This is a genomic window from Roseivirga misakiensis (assembly GCF_001747105.1).
In the GTDB taxonomy this organism is placed as follows: Bacteria; Bacteroidota; Bacteroidia; order Cytophagales; family Cyclobacteriaceae; genus Roseivirga; species Roseivirga misakiensis.
Window position 1 is genome coordinate 490,963 of the sequence record NZ_MDGQ01000003.1, and the last position, 23,715, is coordinate 514,677.

Genomic DNA, 23,715 nt, shown 5'->3' on the forward strand with positions numbered 1-23,715 from the left:
TTATTTTAATGTTGCTATAAAGATTACTAGACTATCTTCCGGGTATTGACTATCCGATAAGCTCGGTACATCTTTCTTCTTTTCTACAAAGAAAAGTTTATTCGCAACTTCTCCATAAACTGGCCCACTCGGAAATACATTCAAAAACCCGGCGCCAGAAATATCATCTAAAATACCAGAAGCTTCCCTCGCATGATAAGGCACTGAATATTGTACTTCACTTTTAATATTAATAAGCTTCAAAAATTGCTTTCTCCTAATTTGGTTAATTCCTGATACCACTATCCAATCACCTTTAATTTGGGCATTGCTGTGGAATCCGATTTTCGGACTACTCGATAATTTAAATTTTTCAATCACTTCATTGCCCCTTACTTCGTAAAAACTCTTTTTGTACATTTCCCAAAAATAAAGGCGACCTTTTCTAATAGAAAGACTAACTTGAGGACCAATAATATTCCTATCAGGGTCGGAAAACTTGAAAATTTCTTCAAATTTCACACCATTTACGTCACTCTTCTTTAGCGTATATTGCCATTGATTCGAAGAATAAATACTACTCACACCCCAAAAAAGATCATTAAAATAAACTTGCCTAACTGCAAATGCTTTAGCCACTCCTGTTCGAAGGCCGTCATAATTGTAAAACACAACTTCTTTACCATCGCTAATTCCGATTGCCTCTTTTGTTGGATTATGAACTAAATTCCTCCCTCCCTTAAAGTCCTCCCCAACCTGTTGAATAAATCCACCCTTCTTGTTGAATTGCAAAACTCTTGTAAAATCCTTGCTCTCAATTCTTAATCTAGTTAAGGTAAAAATGAATTCGGAAGTAAGGATAAATTCGGATATGTCCTCAATTTTACCTTTAGCGGGTGAATCTAAGATTATCATTTCAAGAGACGTTGCGATCTCTGAAAGATTTAGATTCCTATTTACATCATTTTTAATGGTGAACTCCTTGGGCTTTTGATAACTCATTAGAAATGAGTTAAATAAAAATTGAAAACCTAGTAGAACATAAATCTTTCTCATATTGATCAGCAGCTCAGAAAATTGACTTATTTAAATTAAATATAAGACTTAATTCGGATCAATAACCAATAGGTTGATAATTAGTTATTACCTACCCAACCCTCTATTTTGCATTCGGCTCTGTGCTAGTTCACGGTTAGATTTTAGGACTTCGAATACCTCCTGATCTTTTAAAAGAGTGCTGTCTTTGATCAGGAACTCAAAAATTCGATTTGTCATTTCTTCCACTTCTTCTCGAATACCATAGAAAACCCATTGATCGACTTTTCTAGCGCTTACCATGCCCGAGTTTTTCAAATAAGTAATGTGCCTTGAGGTCTTGGTTTGAGTGAATTCAAGAATATGTTCCAAATCAGAAATAGTCAATTCTCCATTTCTATGTAGCAAATGCAATATGCGCAGGCGGGCTTCATCAGAAACTGATTTAAATATTTGGCTACCGAAGCTTAAACTGAAGTTCTTGAGACGCATGGGTTAAGAATTGTTAATTTGAGTAGAATAAATCTAATTCACCAATCAATTTCCGCTTTTTGAGTGTTATCATTGTAGGAGAAAGGTAAATCAAGCGTTAAATCCAATTGATTTAATTTCCGTACAAGAAAGTGGACCTTTGTTTTTGTGAAAAGAAATACGCTAAAATATTACCTAACATTAAGCCTTGTGATTTTCACATTGGCCTTTTCCTCTGGTAGTTTACAGGCGCAAGACAATGAGGACCGCTTGATCGTGCAACTATCCGCTTTGGTTATGAATGCTGATAGTACGCGCACCATCCCTTTTGTTCATATTTTCAATCAGCGCGGTAGAGGAGACAATACAGATTTTAGAGGATGGATAAACCATGCGTTTTTCGCTGGTGACAGCCTTACAATTAGTGCAGTCGGTTTTAAGAATCAGCGTGTTAAAGTACCTGAAGATATTGGTGATCAATGGACGGTAATTTTTGCCTTAGAATCAGAAGCACGAGAACTTGATCCTGTAGAAGTAAATCCATTTCCATCTGAAGAGTTGTTCAAAGAGGCTATCCTGGCCATGAATCTGACGGATGATCAAGAAAATGTGATGAGTAATTTTGCCCCTGAGGTAATTCAAGAGTTAATCCGCTCTACCCCGCTCACGGCGAGCCCGAGTGCAAATTATCGTTACATGCTCAATCAGCAGTTTAATAATCTGCAACAGAGAGCTGGCCCAAGAGCCAATCCTTTGCTCAATCCATTTGCATGGGGTCAGTTTATCAATTCCTTGAAAAAGAAAAAGAAGAAGTAGCGGTTTTTACCAACCTCTGTCTACCTTAAAACTTATTAGTCTATCAGTTCCGAGTAATTCATCTTCGGCGTTGGTATACCAAGCTCTGTCTTTAGGGATTCGTAGACCTTGTTCAATGATCATATCGCTCAGTACAATATACTCGCCATCGTTTTTCGCTTCATCATGGTAAAAGCGATAGCCTACCATTGCATAGGTATTCGGGTTAAAATAGTAATACCAGATATCCTTGCCTATTGACTCATCAAACGTCACACGAACTGCTAATACTTCTTGATCCATAAAAGTCGTTTCTATCACTTCATTTCCTATAACAGTTCCTTCTTCTGTCAGCTTCATAGGCATACCATACAAAAAAGTATAATAGTCTCTCCACCATCGGGCCCTATCCTCGGTTAAGCTCAATGAATCTGCCTGTTCAGGGGTAGTAGGTTTAGTAAAATTCAGCTTAAAGTCACCATTTCCTTCTCCATCTACCATCCATTCAAGCAATCGCCCTCCTCTTAAAACAGACAAATGGAAGCCTCCTTTAATATTATCGATCACAACATGGCTAGTTCTAGGCGTAATCTTCGGGCTCTCCATTTCTATCACATATTCCATTTTTACCTTGCTCCACCACCCGTCCGGATCGTGAAATGCGATAGCTCTATTAACCAACTGCTGTGGCGTGATAGACTGCGCATAACTTTGAAAGAGAAAAAAAGAAAGGCAAAGGGTTAGGGCTAACTTCTTCATGCGAAATGATTTAAACTGTAATTTATAAACCCTTGGGTCTTTATTACAGTAGATGTTTTATTTTTGCGCTTTATACAGCCAATTATTTTTAATGGACATCCCCGCTTGGAAAGCAGAATACTTAGAACCCGTCTTAGCGATCGCTTTGGTGACTCTAGGTTTTAGCATTTATCATTTCGCTTCAATTTCAGATAAATTGATGCAACGTTATCAAGAAAAATACGGTGAAGTTCGTGGACGAACTAAGGCCACTTGGTTTTACCGTTACCTAGGTGCCATGACGATCGGCATAATTCCAGCTATTATTATGATTCTGGTTTTAGATAAAGATCTATCTGCCTATGGCGTAGCTTTCAAAAATCATGCTTTGTCGCTTTATTGGATTCTTGGTCTTGGAGCGATCATCATCCCGATGAACTTCTTTAACTCAAAAAAGGAAAAGAACTTGGCTTTCTATCCTAATGTAAGAGAGAAGGAATGGACCAAACCGATGGTGGTTAAAAATGCATTTACATGGTGCGCTTACCTTTTTGGATACGAACTGATGTTCCGCGGCTTACTACTTTTTGCCACGGTTCCTCTTTTGGGAGAATGGCCCGCGATTATTTTAAATGCCGCCTTGTACGCCTTAGTGCATGTCCCTAAAAATTTAGAAGAAACAATTGGTGCTGTACCGCTCGGCGTTATTCTATGTCTTATCACATTAACCACGGGTACCATCTGGGTAGCATTTTTTGTACATATCACTTTAGCGCTATCAAATTTTTTCTTCTCGCTAAAGCATCATCCTGAAATGAAAGTAATCTAATGGCAAAGCGTATATTCATTACTGGTAGCACAGGTTTTATTGGTAGAAAATTGGCTATAAAACTGGCCGACGAAGGGAACCAGGTTATCGCTCTGATTCGATCAGAAGGAAAAGCGAAAGACTTAAAACATGCTAACATCACTTTTGTCACGGGAGACCTTTTTGCCATCGATGCGCTTAATAAAGGCATGGAAGGCTGTCAAGAGGTGTACCATCTGGCAGCGTTTGCTAGCGTATGGGCGAAAGGAGACACCTTCAAAACTGTCAATATTGACGGGACTTTAAATGTTTTAGCAGCGGCAAAAGCTCAAGGTGTAGAAAAAGTAGTCGTTACGTCAACTGCGGGTGTTATTGGCCCTGCCATTGATGGCCCAGTGAATGAAGAAACCCCAAGACAGGTAGATTTCTTTACTGATTATGAAAGCACTAAGTACGAATCTGAGTTAAAGATTAAAGAACTCGTAGCCGAAGGCCAACATGTGGTTATCGTAAATCCAACACGAGTGTATGGACCTGGTCCTTTGAATGTGAGTAACTCTGTCACTAAACTTATTAAGCAATATATCGCTGGCAAATGGAAATTTATTCCGGGTGATGGCAAAAGCACGGGTAACTATGTCTACGTTGACGACGTCATCAATGGACATATCCTAGCCATGGCCAATGGGCGTGCAGGCGAACGTTATTTGTTGAGCGGTGACGATGCTACATATCATGAATTGTTTGACACCATTGCCGAAATAGGTGGAAGAAAGTACAAGCTATATCATATGCCACTAGGTATCCTTTTGGCCTTTGGGAAGCTACAGCTATTCTTAGCCGAGAATTTTGGCCGACAACCACTAATTACACCAGGCTGGGTAAGAAAGTATCTTTACAAATGGAGTGTTTCTAGTGCCAAAGCTGAAAAAGAGCTCGGCTATAAAATCACTCCGCTTAAACAAGGAATTGAGCAGACAGTGGCTTGGTTAAAAGAAAGTAATGAGTAATCCTTCAAAAGTATATACACTAGTAACTGGAGCCAGTAATGGCATAGGTAAGGCACTGGCAGAGAATTGCGCTGCTAGAGGTTTTAATGTGTTACTGGTCGCACTACCTGAGCCAAAACTAGACGAAGTAACTGCTGCGCTAAAGCAGCAATACCCTAATCAGTCTTTCGATGCCTTAGGGACCAATATGATGGACAAAGACAGTCCTCAACAAATCTATGATTGGTGTAAATCCAACAATTACGATGTAGACATTCTGGTCAATAACGCTGGGCTCGGAAACTCAGGACCATTTTTAAGTAGGGATAGTAGTTTCTACTTTGGCCAAATGCAGTTGAATATGGTGGCTTTGGTAATGCTGACTCATTTGTTTCTGCCAGAAATGAAAAGCCACTCGAAGGCCTACGTTTTAAATGTCGGTAGTATGGCTAGCTTTTTCGACATACCCTACAAAGGGATTTACTCAGCTTCTAAACGCTTTGTGTATTCTTTCTCTAGGTCTTTAAGAAAGGAATTGGAAGACACTAGCATTAGTGTAACCGTGCTATGCCCTGCCGCTGTGTTGACAAATCCTGATGTGATTCAACGAGACAAAGAGATGGGCAGAGCTTCTAAAATGACCCAACAAACTCCTGAAGAGGTTGCGGAATACGCGCTCAACAGAACTTTCAGGGGTAGGCCAGTCGCTATTCCGGGCTTTATGCCTAAGGCTTATAAGGCACTAGGAAGAATTATTCCTTACAAGACGCAAATGCGCATGTTGGCCAATGCTTTCATTAAACAGTCGAGATAAAAAAGCTGCTCCAAAATCTAGATTATTATTTGAAGCAGCTTTTTGGTTGATCGATTTAACTCAATTATCGATCAGATAACGTGTCATGCTTCGACCATTGATTTTGGCATATTTTGAGTCAATATCCCATCTAACATCTAAGCCATCAATGTTAAAATCTCCCTGAACCTTAGTGTATTTCATGTCAAGGGATCTATCAAATTTAGCACGGTTGAAATTAGCCCCGTCTCTAAATTTTGTGTATTTGAATATGGCATCTTCGTCGAAGAAAGTATTGGCAAATTGAGCTTCGCGATCGAATTCTGCATACTTGAAGGTAGATTCTTCTTCAAATGATGAGCCAGTAAAAATCGCTGATTTTTCAAATACAGAATATTTAAACATCGCGTTTCTCTGGAACTTGCAGTTTTCAAATTTCACATCATCAGCGAAGTCTGCGGTAAAGGTGTATTCCGATCTTTTGTCGTGAAAATAAGCTAACACATCATCTTCGAATGTGCAGTTCACAAATGACACTTTAGATTCAATTAACTCTTCCACCTTGTTACTACCTCCGTTTCTCCACCATCTTCTTCTCGTTGGCAAATCCTCAAGTTTTTCATCCATAAAAGTGAAATCCAAGATACCTGTAATAGTGACATCACTATAGGAAACATCTTTCCCGTCCTTTAGTGCTTTCATTATCTCTGATGCATCAACTGTTTTTTGTGCAAATACTGATGAGGATATAATAGCGAGCATGAACAATGCAGAGAACACTGTTCTAAAAATATTATTTGTTTTCATGACCTTTTGATTGAGTTTTTATAATAGACTTAAAAACGTTGTTTTGGTTACATCGTTTTTTTAATAGATGTAATTTGAACTCAGAAGGTTGCATAAAAAAAGTCCGAACCGTCTGCCCGAACCTTTTTAATCAACCAAAATTTCTTGAATCACTTCGATACTAGAACCGAATGCTAATTCCTGTTTCTATGCTATTATTTAAATAGCCTCGAAAAGCCAAACTGTTAATGTTGTTATTATTCGCCGTGCGATTAACCAAATTTCCTTTAATGTACCAGGCTTTATTTTTTGGAAGTGCCACGTTAAATCGGACACTACCTCTCAGATAATTGTAAGTCAGGAGCTGGTCGTTGTCTCCTACTGTTAGGGTTGAAAATTTTCGCATGCCGTACTTCAAAGATGCCGTCACCGACAGTTTCTTTTTACTGTAGCGCATGCTCAGTGCTGGTGATAATTCTCGGTAGCCGAAACGTTTTTCAGAATCGCCTCTCCCTACAAAGTATAGGCCAAGCGTATAGTCGAAATTCGTTCGGTCATTTTTCACATTGTAGTCCAAACCCATGGTATAAAAGAACCACTGACGTTCTTCTGCAATAAAAGCAATAGGGTTATTGGGTCTTGCCACAAAATCGTCCTCTTCATCCTCCTCCTCGATGTCCTCATCATCTTCATCTTCTAACTCTAAATCTGTGTAATACCTATACTCTATACCGCCTGAAAAGGTCAGCTTATTTATAGCTTCATTTTTATCCCATTTCTTACTGAAATTGAGGCCTGTTTTAGCGGAATGATATGAGACTTTCTCTCCCAAATCGTTTTGGTCATATGCTTTGAAGGTGTAGGCTGTTTCAGTTTTAAACCAGGTCTTGTTACCCAAATAGTAGTCTAAATGAAGAGGTAAGTAGAATTTGGTGTAAGAAAATGTTGTCCTTAATACCCCATCCGATTCATTGATTCCTTGCTGTGATCTACGGGAAAACTCGGGGGCTATTTCGAAGTATTTGCCTTTGGCATAGCGTTTACGATAAGAAGATTTTAAGCTTAATGTAAATCGATCGGCATCGGGATTTGTATGAAAATTCGCTATCGAAGTGGCAAAACCAAACTTCCATCTGCCTTCTTTAAACTTGTTTTCAAAATCGCCTTTAAAGGATACGCCTTCGTAAAACCCACTGGTTAGGAGGTCTTGTCTTGTCAATTGATCCCCGTCTCTAAGTAATGTTCCTGGACTTAGGAAAATATTATGCTCATACCCAGCAAATCCTCCAGCGACAAATTTCTTTTGCCATTGCCCCACAAGTTCATTACCTGCAAGGAAGCATAAGGCTGCTATAATTGTGATCCGTTTCATTTAATTGTTGTTTTTGGTTGATGTTTTCAGTTGCGTTAGAGGCAACTAGCACTTCTGTTTTTTGCACTGGGTGCAATGAATATGTCAATTGATCGCTCTTGCTATCCTGATAGTCTATAAATGCTATGAGTAAGAAGGTCATCAAGACCGATACATAAAGTGATTTTGATTTATTAAGTCTCATTCTATTTCGTCTTTATAGTTTCTAAAGTGCTTTTAAGACCACTTTTATTAGCTAGCTGAATACCTAAGCCCGGTCTCACATTTACCTCCATAATCATGGGTCCTTTTACTTGGTCTATCACCAAGTCAACCCCCAAATATCTTAGCGGAAACACCTCCGCAACATCTTTTGACATGCGTAGTAGCTGGTCCCAATAAGGAATAGGTCGTCCTTCTATCTGCTGCAGACTATCTGGGTGGTAACTCATATATTTTTTGCCATTGTAAGCGGTTTTCAACAGGCCATTTTCCATGTCGATACCGATGCCCAAACCTCCCTGATGTAGATTTGCTTTTCCATCAGACGCACTCGTTGGCATGCGCAACATCCCCATGAGCGGAGTTGCTTCTAACAGGATGATTCTGAAATCAGGTACACCATCAGCATAGATATCTCCAAAGAATGAGTGTGGGCTTATAAACTCTTCGATAATCGCTTTGTCATTATCTCCGAAGGAGTAAAGTCCAAATAATACATTGGCCACGTGGTGATAAATTTGTGCGACACTCACGGCTGCCGAACCACTAAACCATTGCTCTTTTTCTTTTCTAAGGATCATAATCCCTTTTCCTCCAGCACCTTTAGCGGGTTTTATGACCAGTTTCTGGTGGCACTGTACGGACTGCCAGACTAAATCTATCTCTGATAAATGCGTGATGACGCCATAGGTAGTAGGGCAAGGAATATTATGGGCCGAAAAGATCTCTTTCGCCAGACATTTATCATCTGCCAGCTTATAATCCGATCGCTTATTGTATTGGTAAATGAAATCGATGTTTCGTTCATTAATACCCATTACTTCGGCTTCCATTCTTTTGATGTTTTTAAAAAATTCTCTCATGGCTTAAGCTTTTACCGTGTTTATAAACCTTCCATACTCCAAGATTCTAAAGCCGATCCATTTACCGAGGAGCAAATTGATACCTGCAAAAGACAAGATGATTTCTGGGAAAGTGATTAGGAAGTTTTGAATGGTTGTAGAGTTAAGGACAAAGTAGATGATCACGGTGACAACCAATGTTTGTCCGAACATTTCCATAGTGGTTCTCAATCCATCTTCATCTATTGTTCTAGCTACTTTTTCGGATACCAGTGTCAGGATTATGAATGGAAAGAAAAGTGGTGTAGCCGCAGAGAAGCTCGTGCTTAACGAAAATGCTTGTACCAGTCCAAGTACTACTATTACCACGGCCGACATCATTAGCGTAAGTTTGGCTGTGTGTTGTACACCCCATTTGGTAAGCGGATAGTTCAACCCAGCTACTAAAAACACAATCCCCGTAAAAAGCACTAAGCCGGTAACTAAACCTGTTTGTATCAGGGCTACGCTAATTAATACGGGTAGAAAAACTCCAATGGTCTTGAAACCAATCACATTCTTGAGTATCCCAATCAGGAGTGCTCCTAGTGGCAGCAGCAACAATACTTTCAACATGTTTAGGGGTATATTCTGTGCTTCACTTAGCGCCCACAGGTCTAATAAAGCCCACTTGGGAAATGTATTATTCCTTTGTTCTTGAATTTGGTATTGATAGTCGAATGTTATGCCGGGACTCCGTGTGATTAGGAAGTTATCGCCCGCATATAACTTCAAATAATGGGCAGGAAGTGCGGCAAAATATCCATTTAATGGATCGAACGGCACCCATGCGTCATTCACTTTGATTTCCACCCAGGCATGAGAGGTCTTTTTCTCAATATCTTCCATGATTATACCACCAACCATTCTAGCCGGAATTCTTTGCGCACGGCATAGGGCGACCAAAAGTCTACTTTTGCCATTACAGGAGGCTTCTTGATCTTCTAGCGCGGTAAGTGCATCCGTAAGTTCGTTGGTACCATTGGATGGCAGGCGATGCACATAATTATAGAAGCCTCTTAAGATATCTTTCACGCCCTTGAGCTCACCTTTCAGGCTATCCGACAATGTTTTAATGGCCTCAGTATCTGATTGGATATAATCAGTCGCCGAAAGCGTTTCCAAATCATCTATGACCATATAAGGCGCATAATTGATCTCATCTGAAATCTGATACTCCACAGATTTACCCTGAAATAAAAACGAGAGATTTATTTGACTAAGTCCTTCAGATTGGCCTTCCCACCTTGCCACGGTATTCGAAGCTACCTGAGATACAACTGGTGGAATTTCCTGATTCGCGATTTCGATGACTTGACGGTCATCACTCTGTGGAAGGAAGGTTTCTACCCAATAGGCTTTGTCTCCTCGAATGGTAAACTCATAATTCAGATTATATCGATGATCGAACTCATCTAGCGCTACGCGGCTGGTATTGGTGACTATTCTTAAACCAATCCAAACCAACGGAAGGATCAAAAGAAGGGCACTTATGGCTTTGTATGATTTATTTGGTTGCATGCCTTTGAATACATCTGCATGCTATCTTCCCTACCCCCTCAAATAAAAAAAGCCATCACATACATTGTGATGGCTTCAATATTTTAAGATTAATCGCTCTATTGAGGCGCCACTTCAGTCTTGTAAATAATGACACCGTTGGCCACAAAGGCAAGCTCTTCCTTATCTTCAGTAATTGCCGCGATAACTTCCTCTGATTTACCAGCATCTTTTGCATAGTGCTTTAAAGTTTCCACGTCTGTTACCGTTCTAGTCACCATTCCGTCTATGAGTGCTTCATTGCCCTCCATACCCTCTTTAGGCACAAAAAACCCATAATCTTTAAAAGTCACTCTCATTTCTTCACCATCGGCGAGCACAAGGTTCATCCAGCATCCTTTCATAGCACAGGTGGCTGTTATTTCTCCTTTTACTTTCACAAAGACAGTATCAGCTTTCGCCAGCTGCTGTTCCATTTCAGCCACTGTAATAACTCCTTTATTGTTAATTTCTTCTCCGTAAGTTCCTACCACTTCTGCTTGCTGCTCTTCTTTCTGGCCTGCACATGAAAACATGCAAATAGCGAGCGCTAGTAATAATAAGTTTCTCATAATCTTCTCCTTTAATCAGTGCAAAGATATCAAGTAAATGTTTGTCAGACTAATGACTTTTGTCACTTTCTAGCCTGCCTTTCACTTAGTCTTTGCCTTTAAATCAATAATTGTCTTTTCTAGGTAGGATAGTGCTGCTTCTGGACTAGTAATTTGTAGACCATCTCCTGACACCAGCATTTCTCCATTTCCCCGCATCAGCCATTCGGCTGAGACTTGTTTTCCATCCTTTTCCAAGCTTAGGATTTTCTCTAAGACTGGACCACTAGGATAGCTTAACCGACCTTTTTTGTTTACGATGTTAAACATAACCGAACTAGATACTTGGATACGTTTAGCGAAGGCACTTTCTGAGTCGCCAAAAGCACTAATTAGCGCTGATACCCTTTCATTGATTGTCGTCATCTAAAATAATTAGGTCTGAATGTCGGTTTTTAACTATACGACATCAAGTTATGGCATGTTTCTAATAATAGTTTGGCCGGCTAGTAGAATTAGGTACGGCTGAACAGAATATGCAGCTTTCCTCTACTATTTTTTCGTCAATTAAGCATTGTACACAATTGGGTGGCACCGTTAATAATGGTGGTACTCGATCGCCTAGGAACAAACATGGATCAACAAAAAAGACTGGAATATCATTGTTTGTCATCAAAAGTCGTGTAGTATCGATACCTATTACTTCAAAGAATCCAAAGACTTCTTCACCTGGATCGTTACTTGAAATATTCCCCTGTAGCTTTCCAAGGACCGGGTCGAAAATAGTACCGTTACTTATCGTCAGGCTTCTCACATCATCCCAATAATCATGATTCTCTTGGCTTATTGATGATTGAATTAGGTTGAAATAGTGCTTGTTCTGAAAGCTATTATCAATAACTCTTGTGATGATCGGGCGATTATTGAGATCATTTCTTCTGATGACTCGTCCATCTAGTAAGAAAATTTGATCCGCTCCCAGTTTATTCACCACATAGCATTGTGTTCTCGGTGGGGCGCGAGGAAACCAAAAAACAGGTAAGAAAGCCGTAAAAGTGGAATATGCCTCCTCGATTTCCCAACGAATAAAGAAATCCTCTGGCAGATCGTCTGGCAACTTTGAGTCAGCAAATATCTTAACCACGTCGTTTTCAATATTTGCTCCTGTGGAAGTAATATCGCGTTCAACTCCAATCTCATATCTCAATTCATCTTGAGAGATCACCGGCATGAGTTCTTGAAACTCCGTGCTATATACCTTACCATCAATGACTGCTTCTAACCGATAAGAGCTTCCAAATTCTCCCGGAGCATCTGACGGTCTCATCACATAAACGCCTGGTTCGTTCTCGAGAAATTCGCGTACCAAACCATTATTATCAATTACTTGTACACTTGCCCCGGATATAGGAAGGGCCGCTGATTCAGCGCCTTGTGTACGACTGATGAATATCTCGTTGGCATCGTAACTATTGCTGATACGGCCATAAATAACTACTTCGTTGGCAGAAGCTTCTATGTCTAGTTCTATGACTTCAGAACAACTCGCGATGATCAAAAAGACAAAAAACACCAACCCCGCTGCCTTGTAAAACTGCTTTGGAATATTTGGTGTGTTTGCCATCAAAAAAGAATTTTTCTAAAAGTAACTTGGTCTACGCAGGCTACTATTCGGTAACAAAGAACAGAATAGGCATTCCGCTTCAACTATTTCCTCTTCGACAAGGCAGCTCAAACATTCGAATGGTACTCTTGTCATCAGAAAGAACTCTTCCCTTGTCACTTGACAAGGATCAACGAATGCAAATGGGATATCGTTTCGTGTGGTAAAGACTCTTGTGGTATCGGCACTAGATGCTTCAAAGAATCCAAATACATCTTCCTCAGGGTCTGAACTGGTAAAATTACCTGGTACCGCAGCAGGAGCCACGTCAAAAATAGAACCCTGTCTGGTAGTAATTGATTGAAGTTTCTTCCAATATTCATGTGACTCCTCGTTCAAACCAAATTGAATAATGTTGAAATAGTGTTTTCTCTCGAAGCTAAAATCCATTTTCCTTACGGCAACCTCTCTGTTGGCTAACTCCACATTTCTAACCGCTGTACCATCGACTAAAAATATGTCCTGAGCACTCAGTTCATTGGTTACATAACATTGCTGTGGAGTGTACCTTGGGAAATTGCCTCGTGGCAATGATATTCCAAAGGTGGTGTAGACCTCTTCCATTTTCCAGCGTAAGTAAAACTCCTCAGGTAAGGTTTGAAATGTACTGGTAGCGAAAACCCTAATTACGTTTTCTCTGGTTGAGGCACCCGTTGGCGAAATATCCTCATTAATATCTACCTCAAACCTCAACTCATCATCGGCAATGGCAGGCATCATTTCTTGAAGCGAGGAAGTGTAAAGTTTGCCATCAACCATGACCTCCAAATGGTAAGTCCCACCTACTTGGCCAACAACCAGACTTCTATTCAACTCATAAGTACCTGGCCCAATTTCTACATACTGTTCACGGTTGCCATTCTCGTCTACTACCACTACCGTAGCTCCACTGATATCTAGTGGTGCCTGACCGTCTTCTTGGGTGCGCGTAATATTTACAATATTTCCGTCGCCACCATTGGTAATTCTCCCAAAAATCACCAACTGCCCGCCTATTCTGTCATTCTCTAATTCTATGACCTCAGCACAGCCGAGACTAAAAAAGACAAATCCTAACAGCAATAAAATCCGCTTCATATCCTTCTAAAACTTAAAATTGTATGTGATGTTTGGAAACGCCGCACCTAGCACTGTCAATCGGTGTGGGCGTGGTATTAGACTTAAATCGTCTGGTCTTCTAAAGAATACTGAAAAAGCATTCTTACGAGACAGGATGTTATAAATACCAATGGTTAAAGTACCACTGTAGTTTCTACCCTCTAATTTTTTTCTTGTTTCAGCCTTCAGAATATCTCGGCCAAAAGTAAAGCTCAAATCAATTCTGAAATAGTCTGGAATTCTGAACTCATTTCTCTCTGAAAAGTGAGGAACCACTGTACTGCCGATTCTATAATTGGTCACAATTCCGTTAATCGGTCGGCCTGTACTATAAACCACATTCCAGTTAAAGGAACTCTGACCTCTCAATTGCACCTTAGAAACCCATGAGAAATTATGCGTTCTATCGAAATTGGCAGGGTACCACTCACCATTATTGATAGTTTCGTCTAAGTTCTCTCCTTCTATCTGAATTTCCGTTCTCGATAGCGTATAAGACAACCAACCCGTCATGGCGCCTCTGTTTTTCTTAACGTATAATTCCAAGCCATAGGCCCTTCCCTTTCCAGCTAACAAGTCCGTTTCTAGATGATTATTCAAGAGCAGGTCTACGAAATCTTTGTAGTCCAGTAAGTTGTCGATATCTCTGATGTAAGCTTCTACACTCGTCTCCCAGAGGTTATCTTTAAAGTTCTTGAAATAGCCAATCGAGGCATTATTAGAAACCAGCGGCTTTAGATAGCTATTGCTTAGCTGAAGGATATCAGTTGGAGTAGCCGCTGTACTATTAGAAAGTGTATGAATGTATTGCCTCGTCCTGTTGACACTGGCTTTAATTGAACTCTCCTCATCAATTTTGAAACGTAAACCGATTCTCGGTTCAAAGCCATCATAACGCGCAATCACATCACCTTCTCCGTAGGAAATCGTGTCCGTGATATTTTCCACTAATCTTTGAGCACCATCGGCATACTGAAAAACGTCATAAGGTCCTCTGTTCTCAAACATTGAATACCTCAGACCGACTGAAAGAGCAAGATCTTTGGTCAAAGTAATTTCATCATTCACAAAAAATCCGTATTCATTGCCCTGTTCTTTGAATACCGTTTCTGCGGGTATCCCTGAATCTGGGCCAATCGGTGTAGCCGTTTCGTTCAAACCGTCATACCTGACAAAATCGACTCCAAAATTGATATTGTGTTTGTCACTTGGGTTATAGAAAAATGTCTGGTTGGCTTGGTAGTAATCCATACCGTTGGCCACTTCGGCAGCGTCTATTCCTGAAGGATCAAAGAGCGTACTTTTGTAAACACCTTTCACAAATCGAGTAGAACTGATCAGTTTATCAGTGATACTGCTCTGCCAGTTAAAATTGAAAATATCAGAATCCCATTCGAACCCGAAGTCTTGGGTAAACCTGAAGAAGTCACCACTGCGGTAGTAGCTTGCGGTTAATTTGTTTTTAGTACCAAAACGATGGCTCAATTTCAAGTTCACATCGTGAAAACGAGCGGCACTATTTTGTACATCGAAGTTTCTGGCTTGACTTAATACCCAATCAGAATAGGACGATCGGCCCGCGACGAGGAACCGCGTACGGCCTCCATTTAATGGCCCATCTACTACCAATCGGCTAGCGACCATTCCGAGCCCCCCTCTTACCTTCACTTTCTCACTATTCCCCTCTTTCATGGTTACATCCAAAACAGAGGAGATTCTACCTCCATATTGGGCTGGCATATTTCCTTTGTATAGGGAGAAAGTTTCTGTGGCATCAGGATTAAATGTTGAGAAAAAACCGAGTACGTGAGACGCGTTAAAGAGAATAGCACCGTCTTGAAGGATCAAATTTTGGTCTGTTCGGCCACCCCTTACATTAAAACCACTAGCCCCTTCACCTACGGTAGAAACTCCTGGTAAAGATTGCAAGCTTTTTACAACGTCTACCTCACCCATGAAAGCAGGTAGACTTTCAATCTCTTTTATATTTAGTCGGTTTACACCCGCACTAATTCGCTGCACATTCTGATCTTCCGCTTCCCCTTCAATGAGCACTTCATCTAGATCAACACTGGCATCTACTAACGTTACATCAAGCCGACCATTTCCGACCACTTGCACATTGTAGGTAATCGTCTCTTTACCCACAAACTGAAATATAAATTCGTAGCGTCCAGGCGCAATGCTGAACTCGTAATTTCCATTTTCATCTGAAACCCCTCCAATGTTTGTCCCCTTTACAGCGACAGTGGCTCCAAAAAGTGCTTGTTTATCTTCTTTTGAGGTTATTTTACCTTGAACACGCGCTCTTCCGGTAGAAGTTTTTGATGGGTCACCTATCATAACTTCCTTGGTATTTTGTGCATATGTGAGCATCGATACTGAGAAGAGCATCAACAGGATGAGGTATCTAATTCCCTTTTGCATAAGGTCTCAGTTATTAGGTGGTTAAGATTTTAAGTGCAATCGATTCAATGTAGTCTTTTATGGATAGAAAATTAGACATTTACTCTATGCAAACGATTTCATAAACTCTAAACGGTCGGCTTTTTGTATTGACTATGTAATTAAAACGTCATATGCCGAATAATGGAACATTGAAGGGTTGAATAATACCACTTTTGAACTGGCGTTTATTACTTTTGAAATTCAATAATGACAGCCTTAAGCAAAAAGTTATTTCTGATCTACAGTATTGCGGCCATCACCGTTTTCTGGAATATTGAAATTCCGAAACGTGCTTTTAGGCTGTATGATAAGGGGGACATAGTGAAAGCCGTGGAAGCACTGGAGAAATCGGTGCAAAAGGACACCCTAAATCCTGGGGCATATATGCTCTATGCCAAGGTTTATACAGATACTGCCTTTAGCAGTTATAATGTCGATACGGCTTATGCTTATGCCAAAAAAGCGATCGGCCAGCTGCCACTAGTAACAGAAGCGAAAGATATTTCTTCCCTTAGAGACCTACAGGTTGACTCTCTTTCTCTAGAAAACTTAAAAGATAGAATTGATAGCCTCAAGTTTATCGAAGTCAAAGCTATTCACACGATTGAAGCTTACAATGATTTTGTGATGGCCTATGACGATGCCGATGAAAGACCTGAAGCCATTAGCAGAAGAAACCGGATCGCTTTTGAAAATGCGGAAGCGGTAAATACCTGGCAAGGATATGAGCGTTTCATGACAGAATACCCGCTGGCAGAGGATTTTACGGTAGCTAGTAACCGATACATGAAACTCTTGTATGAGGAAAGAACTGCGGATGGCAGTTATGACAATTTAGTCGATTACTTAACCGACTTCCCGAATTCACCTTATCGATCCGTAGTTGTGGACAATATTTTTCCTTTCGCTACTGGCGTCAATACACTGGAGTCCTTTAGGTCTTTTTTAGTGAATTATCCGAATAAGAAGTACAGCAAAACACTTTCCGATCGGGCTTATCATATCTACAAACAGAAGTATCCGGATAGCTATTTTCTCAAAGACTTTGACTTTGGCCTAAATACAGATTCTTTAAAGCGGGCCATGAGCGTAGAAAGTGGTATTTGGTTGCCCAAACTGGAGGATGGGAATATTTCTTTCATGGATGATTCGGGGCAAACGAAGCTAAAGACCAGTTTTAAGTCTATTCCCGAAGATTGCCGTTGTACTCCACAATCGACGGATTTTGTTTATGGATCAGTGGGTGCGACAAGCCAATTATGGGGCAGAAATGGCCAGTTGATTTATGAGGGAAGTTTTGATAAAGCCACAGACCTTGGCTACGGATTTATAGGGGTGCAAAGTGCTGCCGGAGACCGTTTAATACACAAATCTGGTGAGGTGGTCATCGATGAACCGAAAGAAAGTATTTCAGTGCTAGACAATCGCTTTATTCGCACGCAAACTCAAGGTCTTTTTGGCCTAGAAAACTATGCCGGTGCTGAATATTTGCCTAATGAATATGTGGCTATTGACACTTTTAGCACTTACATCTGGCTAGAAAATTCTACGGGAATCGCCTTAGTTTCCCCAGATGCATTGCTTGCAGTACTAGAGGGTCAGGCATTTGAATTCCAACCGATGTTTGATGAGTTGGAGCTACTACCAAATGGTAAATTTTGGGTTTCAAAAGACAATCAGGAAGGCGTCATCAATCAAGACTTAAGCCCGTTGATTGCATTGGGAAAACAAGAAGTTTACGATCGAGATTATGGTTGGCGAATTGCTTCAAGCGATGGTATCACGATCATCCATAAACGCTACAATGGCCTAGCGGAGCAAGCACCTTTTACTCAGGTTTTAGAGAATGACCGCTGGCTAGCGTTAGAAAAAGACAGTGCCTGGACGCTCTTGGATCAGCAAGGCAAAATTCAGCCAGAAAGCGGATATGATTCTTTAGCTTTTTGGGGCGAAAACATGGTCATGCTCTTTAGAAACGACTCCTCTTGGGCACAATTCAAAACCGGTAAAAAACTGCTGATGCAGCGCAGTTGGACACCAAAACTCCTTATTCCGCAGGAGTACATTGCCACTGGGGAAAAAGCAACCACAGATTTTTTCATGGTGTCAAATGCCAAGAATTTTCGAAAGATATATAATGATACCGGCCGCGAAATACTCTCATCGACATACAGGGATGTGACAGCGCTTGGGCCAAATATGATCCGCTTACAAAAACGTAATGCGGCACTGGCCGATAGCACTGGTAAGTACTTGTTAAACTTTATTTATGACGGTATAGGATCGAGCAATCAGGGCTATGTAAGTATACTAGATAAGGGCAAAGTGGGTGTGATTAACCCCGCTAAGGATATTAAAATAGCGCCGTTCTACGAAAAGCTCATAGAGCCCTATGCCGACACGATTTTGGTAGCCTCGGATGGCAAATACAAGGGATTTATCAATAAAGACAATAAAGAACTGACCACTTTTGAGTTTGATGAGGTCAAATACTTTTCGGATACGGTGGCACTAACCAGAATAGAAGACGAATGGCTGATTTACCACATCGGTATGGACGAAGCCTTACTTGAGGGTATTGAATCCTTTGAATTGCTCGAAAATACAGGTGAGGATAAGCTACTAAAAGTAAAAACAGCCACGGGTGAGGGAATTTATAGTGCCACGGCGGGTGAAATAGTGGAACCCACCTACACGCAAATCAAAATCTTGGGCACTCCAGATAACCCAATTTATTTTGCTATGAAGCTCGTGGCAGAGGCAAATATTTATGTCGTAATTTACTTTGACAAAAAGGGTAACAAACTTTTCACACAGAGCTTTCGGCAAGACGAATATTTTAGAATAGTTTGCCCATCAAAATGACAAGATCATGAAGAAGTCCTTATTTATACTGTGCCTTTTTACTATTGTTATTGCACTAAAAGGCCAAAATGACAGACCTAAACTCGTTGTTGGGATTATGGTTGATCAGATGAAACAAGAGTACATTTGGCGTTTTCAAAGTGATTTTGGTGAAAACGGGTTCAAAAGATTATTGAAAGATGGCTTTTCAGCTCAAAACGGACATTATAATTATGCTTCCACTAGCACAGGCCCTGGACATGCTTCGGTTTACACAGGTACCACGCCTTCTGTACACGGAATCGTAGGAAATACATGGTATAGTCGACTGCTAAATAGAACAGTTTACTGTGCGGAAGATACTTCTGTAGTGGCAGTGGGCGGATCGGCCAGAAGCGGTAAAATCTCCCCGATGAACCTTTACAGTTCTACCATTACCGATGAATTAAAAATCTCTACCATGCAACAGGGCAAAGTGATCGCCATGTCGATAAAAGATAGAGGTTCTGCCCTTCCTGGGGGGCATTATTCCGATGGATCTTATTGGTACGACTCTAGAACGGGTACTTTCATGACTTCCTCTTATTATATGGACGAACTCCCAGATTGGGTAGTGAAATTCAATCAACAGAAACTCGCCAATGAGTATTTAAACCAAACTTGGGATACCTACAAACCGATGGCCGAGTATACCGAAAGCGGCGTGGATAACTCGCCTTACGAAAGAGGATTTAGGGGCAAAGAAACACCTACCTTCCCTTATGACTTGTCGACACTTAGAGCTCAAAACGGAAATTTTGGATTACTATCGAGCACGCCATTCGGTAATAAATTGCTTAATGAATTCGCGATTTCTGCCATAGATGCAGAAAACTTAGGAGCCGATGCCATTACAGATTTTCTTGCTGTAAGTTTTTCGAGCACCGATTATATCGGCCATAATTTCGGACCACAATCAAAGGAAATTCAAGACACCTACATTCGCCTAGACAAGGAAATCGAAAAACTCCTGAACACATTAGATAGCAAAGTCGGCAAAGGAAACTATGTAGTTTTTCTATCGGCAGATCACGCAGTGGCGGAGAACTCTAAGCGCATGAAAGACGATAAATTCAGAGTGGACAACCTGAATGGTCGTGGATATTCAGAATACCTTGAAAAAGCAGTAAACGAGAAGTACGGTGAAGCGGAATGGTTTGAAGGGCCAATGGGCTATGATTTATTTCTAGATCACGATGTAGTGGCCGAAAAAAATGTTGACCTCTACGAAATACAAATGTTCGTGGCACGAAAAGCGATGGCATTCGAAGGAATTCATTTGGCGTTGACCCATACCGACCTTGTCCGTAATAGCTATAATGACAAGACCCGTTCACTCATGCAAGAATCGTTTCATCCTAAAGAATCTGGTGATATTAAGACTATTCTGGACCCAGCATGGCAGCGTGGCGGAGATAAAGGAACTGGACATGGCAATGCTTGGACCTTAGACACCCACGTGCCGATCATTTTCTATGGATGGGGAGTGAAACAAGGTATTTCTGTCAGAGAAATGCACATCACTGATATTGCCCCAACACTGAGCATGCTCCTACGCATTAGAGTGCCAAACGGTGCTAAAGGGGAACCAATTTTCGAAGCGATCAAATAAAAGATATTTAAAAAGGCCAGTGTCAACTGGCCTTTTTCTTTGAGCAGTCTTTCAAACGGCGTTACGTTCGGTTGAGACCCGATTCCTCGCGTTTTACAACGTAAAAGCATTCCGCGATCTAAAGCTTCAATTCTTCACATAAAAAGAATAACTAAATCACTGAAAATGTAGTTGTTACACCAAACCCTCTACACTTCCTCTAGACTGAAGTGATAGAAAAGCACAATAAACCCACCTGCCATGAAAAATTTATTCGCACTTCTATTGATCGGTCTACTGACCCAAAAAGTTTCTGCGCAAAGCGATGCCTACTTTACCAAGACAACGGCTATAGATGGCTTATCTACAGAATGGTCTAAAGACTTACTCACTTTTGATAGAAAAACTCAATTTACCACAGCGGTACGGAACGACACTGAGAATCTCTATATACTATTCCAAACCTCGGATCGATTTACCATGAACAAGCTCCTTCAAGCCGGCATGGAAGTAACGTTGAAATCTAAGACTAAACCGAAGCTTAACGCTAAACTATCATTCCCTTTGGCAATAGAGACCGCGTCAGATGTTGTGGATGGATACAAGGGCTCAGGCAGCCAAGATGACGACGCTAGTTTCGAGAAGCGCTTTCTAGAACGAATGACTCTTCAAATGATGGGTAAAAATGAAGCTAGGCTCAAGGGTTTTAGTTCAGGAAATGGTCGTTTTTCGTTGAATAAATTGCCAGGGGTAGAAGTGGCTTTAGCAAAAGATGAAACTAAAGAGATACTTACGCTTAGCTACGAGATGAAGATTCCATTGGCAACGTTATTCGGGACAAATCCCGAATGGGATAAGGTCTATAAAACTGCATTAAATATCAAGATCAATGTAAATGATATCCCTAGAGGCCAAAATACTACTGAATATGCAATGCTAATCCGTGGAGCTGGACGCGCTGGCACTGCTGGCACGCCAAAGACTTTCCAAAGCCCAAATGCGAATCAAACGGTTTCAAATAGAGGAGGAAGTATATTTGACGACCAATATGTAAAGCTCAAATATAGGATCAGCAGGCAGTGACTTTTTCCGATTTCTAACGATGGCCAACCATAAGAAACGTATAACTAAATCACTGAAAATGTAGCTCTTACGATAATACTTCTATTCTACCGTTAGATTGTAGTGATAGAAAAACACAATAAACCCACCCACCATGAAAAATATTTTAGTATTTCTATTGATCGGTCTACTGACCCAAAATGTTTCTGCGCAAAACGATGCTTACTTTACCAAGACAGCCGCGATAGATGGATTGTCTACTGAATGGTCCAAAGACTTGTTAAATTTCGATCGGGAAACTGCATTTACCACCGCAGTACGAAACGACACTGAGAACCTATACATCCTATTCCAAACAGATGACCAAATGGCTATTGATAAACTGTTGGCAGCTGGCATGGAAGTGTCTTTCAAGGCTAAAACAAAACCGAAATTGAATGCCAAATTGAAGTTTCCTTTAGTGACTGAAGAGGATAATGCAGGTGACTCTAGCGAGAAAAGAGTCCTTAGTGAAGGCGTTGATGCAGCGGTGCTGCTTAAAGCTAATCGTGAACTACAGGTTAGATCAAAAAAAGAAGCACAACTGAATGGCTTTGATGCGGGAAATGGGCGTAAATCGTTAATAGACCTTGAAGGAATTGAAATGGCGCTCGCCATAGACGAGACGGTTGAGAAGCCAGTTTTTAGCTATGAATTAAAAATTGCATTGAGCAAGCTTTATGGTCCAAATTCCAACTGGGATAAAGTTTATAAAACTGCATTGATGATCAACATTACCGTAAAAGGCATTGAAATACCTTTTAAAACGGACGATTACGTGAAAACAGGGGGTGCCATAAATAATCGATCAAAAGAACGAGGTGTTCCTGCTGGTGTTGAAAAACCAGAGGCTTATCAATACAAATTGAAGGATAGCAAGTACATGACGCGCGATCAAAACGTAAAACTCAAATATGCGCTCAGCAGGTAATGGCTTTTTTTAGTTTCGGGCGAATTAAACCTCAAGGGCACTGACTTGTCCAAGCAATATTTAATGTCCATTTCATGAAAAGAATCATTGTGCTGCTGGCGATTAGCTTCTTCGCCCATCAGGTCTCTGCCCAAAACACCACTTATTTTACTGGAAGTTCTGCCATTGATGGCCTTTCTGCCGATTGGTCTGAAGAAATACTATCGGTAGACGAGAAAACTAAGTTCACGACTGCCATACGCAATGATTCTGAAAACCTTTATATCCTTTTCCAAACCGCAGACCGATTAGCCATAAACAAACTACTTCAGGCGGGTATGGAAATCACATTTAAGGCCAAGACAAAACCGAAATTAAATGCCAAGCTTGAATTCCCTCTGGAGACAGTAAGAGCACAAGGTGGTAACCGAGGACAAGGCCAACGCGCAGCGCAAGGACAAAGAAATTCTGGAGAAGCGGTAGATCGAGAAAAACTTTTCAAAGAACGCATAGAGCGACAGCTTCAATCCAAAAACCAAGCAAAACTAAAGGGTTTTAGCGCTAGCAACGGACATTTACTACTAACCGACTTAGATGGTGTAGAAATGGCTTTAGGCATGGATGAAACCACTGAAGCACCGACTTTTGGTTATGAAATAAAGATTGCTTTAAAAACACTCTACGGCATGGCTCCCAACTGGGATAAAGTCTATAGCACGGAATTAGCTATTAATATTACGGTCAATGGAATCGAAAGACCACAAGGTGCTGGTGGTGGAGGCACATCGCTGAGAGGTGGCGGCGGTGGTAGAGGTGGCGCTGGCGGCGGTCGCGGTGGAGGAGGCCGTGGCGGAGCTGGTGGCAGAAGACCAAATGCCAATCAGGCGCAATCAAATAGTGGCGTTGATATGTTTAGCGACCAAACGGTTAAGCTAAAATATACGCTGAGCAAAGAGAATTGATCTTCGATAATGAAAAAAGCCCCGCAAATGTGGGGCTTTTTTGTGGAGAATACCGGATTAGTTTGTTTTTTGTATCAAATACACCTTTCTCTCTCATTTACAGATAGTTATATTTTCAATT

The 23,715-nt window shown here is 40.8% G+C and carries 22 protein-coding genes; 9 read left to right on the plus strand and 13 right to left on the minus strand.

The window, feature by feature from the left end; translation table 11 throughout:
• Complete coding sequence (locus BFP71_RS02480; RefSeq protein ID WP_141719656.1) at positions 1-981, minus strand: hypothetical protein; 981 nt, start codon at positions 979-981, stop codon at positions 1-3.
• Between the two features lie 141 nt (positions 982-1,122).
• The gene (locus BFP71_RS02485) at positions 1,123-1,506 is read right to left on the minus strand and encodes a metalloregulator ArsR/SmtB family transcription factor (RefSeq protein WP_069833869.1); all 384 of its coding nucleotides are present in this window, start codon (positions 1,504-1,506) and stop codon (positions 1,123-1,125) included.
• 147 nt (positions 1,507-1,653) lie between these two features.
• On the opposite strand from BFP71_RS02485, the gene BFP71_RS02490 reads away from it, so the two are divergent.
• On the plus strand, positions 1,654-2,301 hold the full coding sequence (locus BFP71_RS02490; RefSeq protein ID WP_069833870.1) for a hypothetical protein: 648 nt from the start codon (positions 1,654-1,656) through the stop codon (positions 2,299-2,301).
• A 6-nt stretch (positions 2,302-2,307) separates the two neighbouring features.
• Here BFP71_RS02490 and BFP71_RS02495 read toward each other — a convergent pair whose 3' ends face one another.
• Positions 2,308-3,039 carry a DUF6503 family protein gene (locus BFP71_RS02495; RefSeq protein ID WP_069833871.1) on the minus strand — a complete coding sequence of 244 codons (732 nt, stop codon included), beginning with the start codon at positions 3,037-3,039 and terminating at the stop codon, positions 2,308-2,310.
• Between the two features lie 91 nt (positions 3,040-3,130).
• Between BFP71_RS02495 and BFP71_RS02500 the strand changes: the two genes are divergently transcribed.
• The 3 genes from BFP71_RS02500 to BFP71_RS02510 are packed head-to-tail and all read left to right on the plus strand — an operon-like array spanning position 3,131 to position 5,629.
• Complete coding sequence (locus BFP71_RS02500) at positions 3,131-3,847, plus strand: CPBP family intramembrane glutamic endopeptidase (RefSeq protein ID WP_069833872.1); 717 nt, start codon at positions 3,131-3,133, stop codon at positions 3,845-3,847.
• A complete protein-coding gene (locus BFP71_RS02505) occupies positions 3,847-4,836 on the plus strand; it encodes an SDR family oxidoreductase (protein WP_069833873.1) in 990 nt (329 codons plus the stop codon). The genes BFP71_RS02500 and BFP71_RS02505 overlap by 1 nt, the downstream gene beginning before the upstream one ends.
• Positions 4,829-5,629: an SDR family NAD(P)-dependent oxidoreductase gene (locus tag BFP71_RS02510; RefSeq protein WP_069833874.1), complete on the plus strand. Its 801-nt coding sequence runs from the start codon at positions 4,829-4,831 to the stop codon at positions 5,627-5,629. The genes BFP71_RS02505 and BFP71_RS02510 overlap by 8 nt, the downstream gene beginning before the upstream one ends.
• A gap of 60 nt (positions 5,630-5,689) precedes the next feature.
• On the opposite strand, the gene BFP71_RS02515 is transcribed toward BFP71_RS02510, so the two are convergent.
• From BFP71_RS02515 to BFP71_RS02560, 10 genes are all read right to left on the minus strand, one after another.
• Positions 5,690-6,415, minus strand: a complete 726-nt coding sequence (locus BFP71_RS02515) for a pentapeptide repeat-containing protein (protein WP_069833875.1) — start codon at positions 6,413-6,415, stop codon at positions 5,690-5,692.
• A gap of 160 nt (positions 6,416-6,575) precedes the next feature.
• Positions 6,576-7,766, minus strand: a complete 1,191-nt coding sequence (locus BFP71_RS02520; protein WP_141719657.1) for a hypothetical protein — start codon at positions 7,764-7,766, stop codon at positions 6,576-6,578.
• Positions 7,720-7,950, minus strand: coding sequence for a hypothetical protein (locus tag BFP71_RS19325; protein WP_069833877.1), 231 nt, complete (start codon positions 7,948-7,950; stop codon positions 7,720-7,722). Before BFP71_RS19325 ends, BFP71_RS02520 begins: the two co-directional genes overlap by 47 nt.
• A 1-nt stretch (position 7,951) precedes the next feature.
• On the minus strand, positions 7,952-8,830 hold the full coding sequence (locus BFP71_RS02530; protein WP_069833878.1) for a sugar-transfer associated ATP-grasp domain-containing protein: 879 nt from the start codon (positions 8,828-8,830) through the stop codon (positions 7,952-7,954).
• A 3-nt stretch (positions 8,831-8,833) separates the two neighbouring features.
• Positions 8,834-10,369, minus strand: a complete 1,536-nt coding sequence (locus BFP71_RS02535; protein WP_069833879.1) for a 7TM domain-containing protein — start codon at positions 10,367-10,369, stop codon at positions 8,834-8,836.
• A gap of 98 nt (positions 10,370-10,467) precedes the next feature.
• Positions 10,468-10,959, minus strand: a complete 492-nt coding sequence (locus BFP71_RS02540) for a DUF4920 domain-containing protein (protein ID WP_069833880.1) — start codon at positions 10,957-10,959, stop codon at positions 10,468-10,470.
• An 81-nt stretch (positions 10,960-11,040) separates the two neighbouring features.
• Complete coding sequence (locus BFP71_RS02545) at positions 11,041-11,364, minus strand: hypothetical protein (protein ID WP_069833881.1); 324 nt, start codon at positions 11,362-11,364, stop codon at positions 11,041-11,043.
• 61 nt (positions 11,365-11,425) lie between these two features.
• Positions 11,426-12,562, minus strand: a complete 1,137-nt coding sequence (locus tag BFP71_RS02550; RefSeq protein ID WP_069833882.1) for a DUF4249 family protein — start codon at positions 12,560-12,562, stop codon at positions 11,426-11,428.
• A 15-nt stretch (positions 12,563-12,577) separates the two neighbouring features.
• On the minus strand, positions 12,578-13,678 hold the full coding sequence (locus tag BFP71_RS02555) for a DUF4249 family protein (protein ID WP_069833883.1): 1,101 nt from the start codon (positions 13,676-13,678) through the stop codon (positions 12,578-12,580).
• Between the two features lie 6 nt (positions 13,679-13,684).
• Positions 13,685-16,126, minus strand: a complete 2,442-nt coding sequence (locus tag BFP71_RS02560; RefSeq protein WP_069833884.1) for a TonB-dependent receptor — start codon at positions 16,124-16,126, stop codon at positions 13,685-13,687.
• A 228-nt stretch (positions 16,127-16,354) separates the two neighbouring features.
• On the opposite strand from BFP71_RS02560, the gene BFP71_RS02565 reads away from it, so the two are divergent.
• From BFP71_RS02565 to BFP71_RS19225, 5 genes are all read left to right on the plus strand, one after another.
• The gene (locus BFP71_RS02565; protein WP_069833885.1) at positions 16,355-19,012 is read left to right on the plus strand and encodes a WG repeat-containing protein; all 2,658 of its coding nucleotides are present in this window, start codon (positions 16,355-16,357) and stop codon (positions 19,010-19,012) included.
• A 7-nt stretch (positions 19,013-19,019) separates the two neighbouring features.
• Positions 19,020-20,642 carry an alkaline phosphatase PafA gene (gene pafA, locus BFP71_RS02570; protein WP_069833886.1) on the plus strand — a complete coding sequence of 541 codons (1,623 nt, stop codon included), beginning with the start codon at positions 19,020-19,022 and terminating at the stop codon, positions 20,640-20,642.
• 240 nt (positions 20,643-20,882) lie between these two features.
• A complete protein-coding gene (locus BFP71_RS02575; protein ID WP_141719658.1) occupies positions 20,883-21,704 on the plus strand; it encodes a hypothetical protein in 822 nt (273 codons plus the stop codon).
• Positions 21,705-21,837: 133 nt separating this feature from the next.
• Positions 21,838-22,653 carry a hypothetical protein gene (locus tag BFP71_RS02580; protein ID WP_069833888.1) on the plus strand — a complete coding sequence of 272 codons (816 nt, stop codon included), beginning with the start codon at positions 21,838-21,840 and terminating at the stop codon, positions 22,651-22,653.
• A 74-nt stretch (positions 22,654-22,727) separates the two neighbouring features.
• Positions 22,728-23,594 (plus strand): hypothetical protein, encoded by an 867-nt coding sequence (locus tag BFP71_RS19225; RefSeq protein WP_069833889.1) that lies wholly within the window; start codon positions 22,728-22,730, stop codon positions 23,592-23,594.
• Positions 23,595-23,715 lie beyond the last annotated feature (121 nt).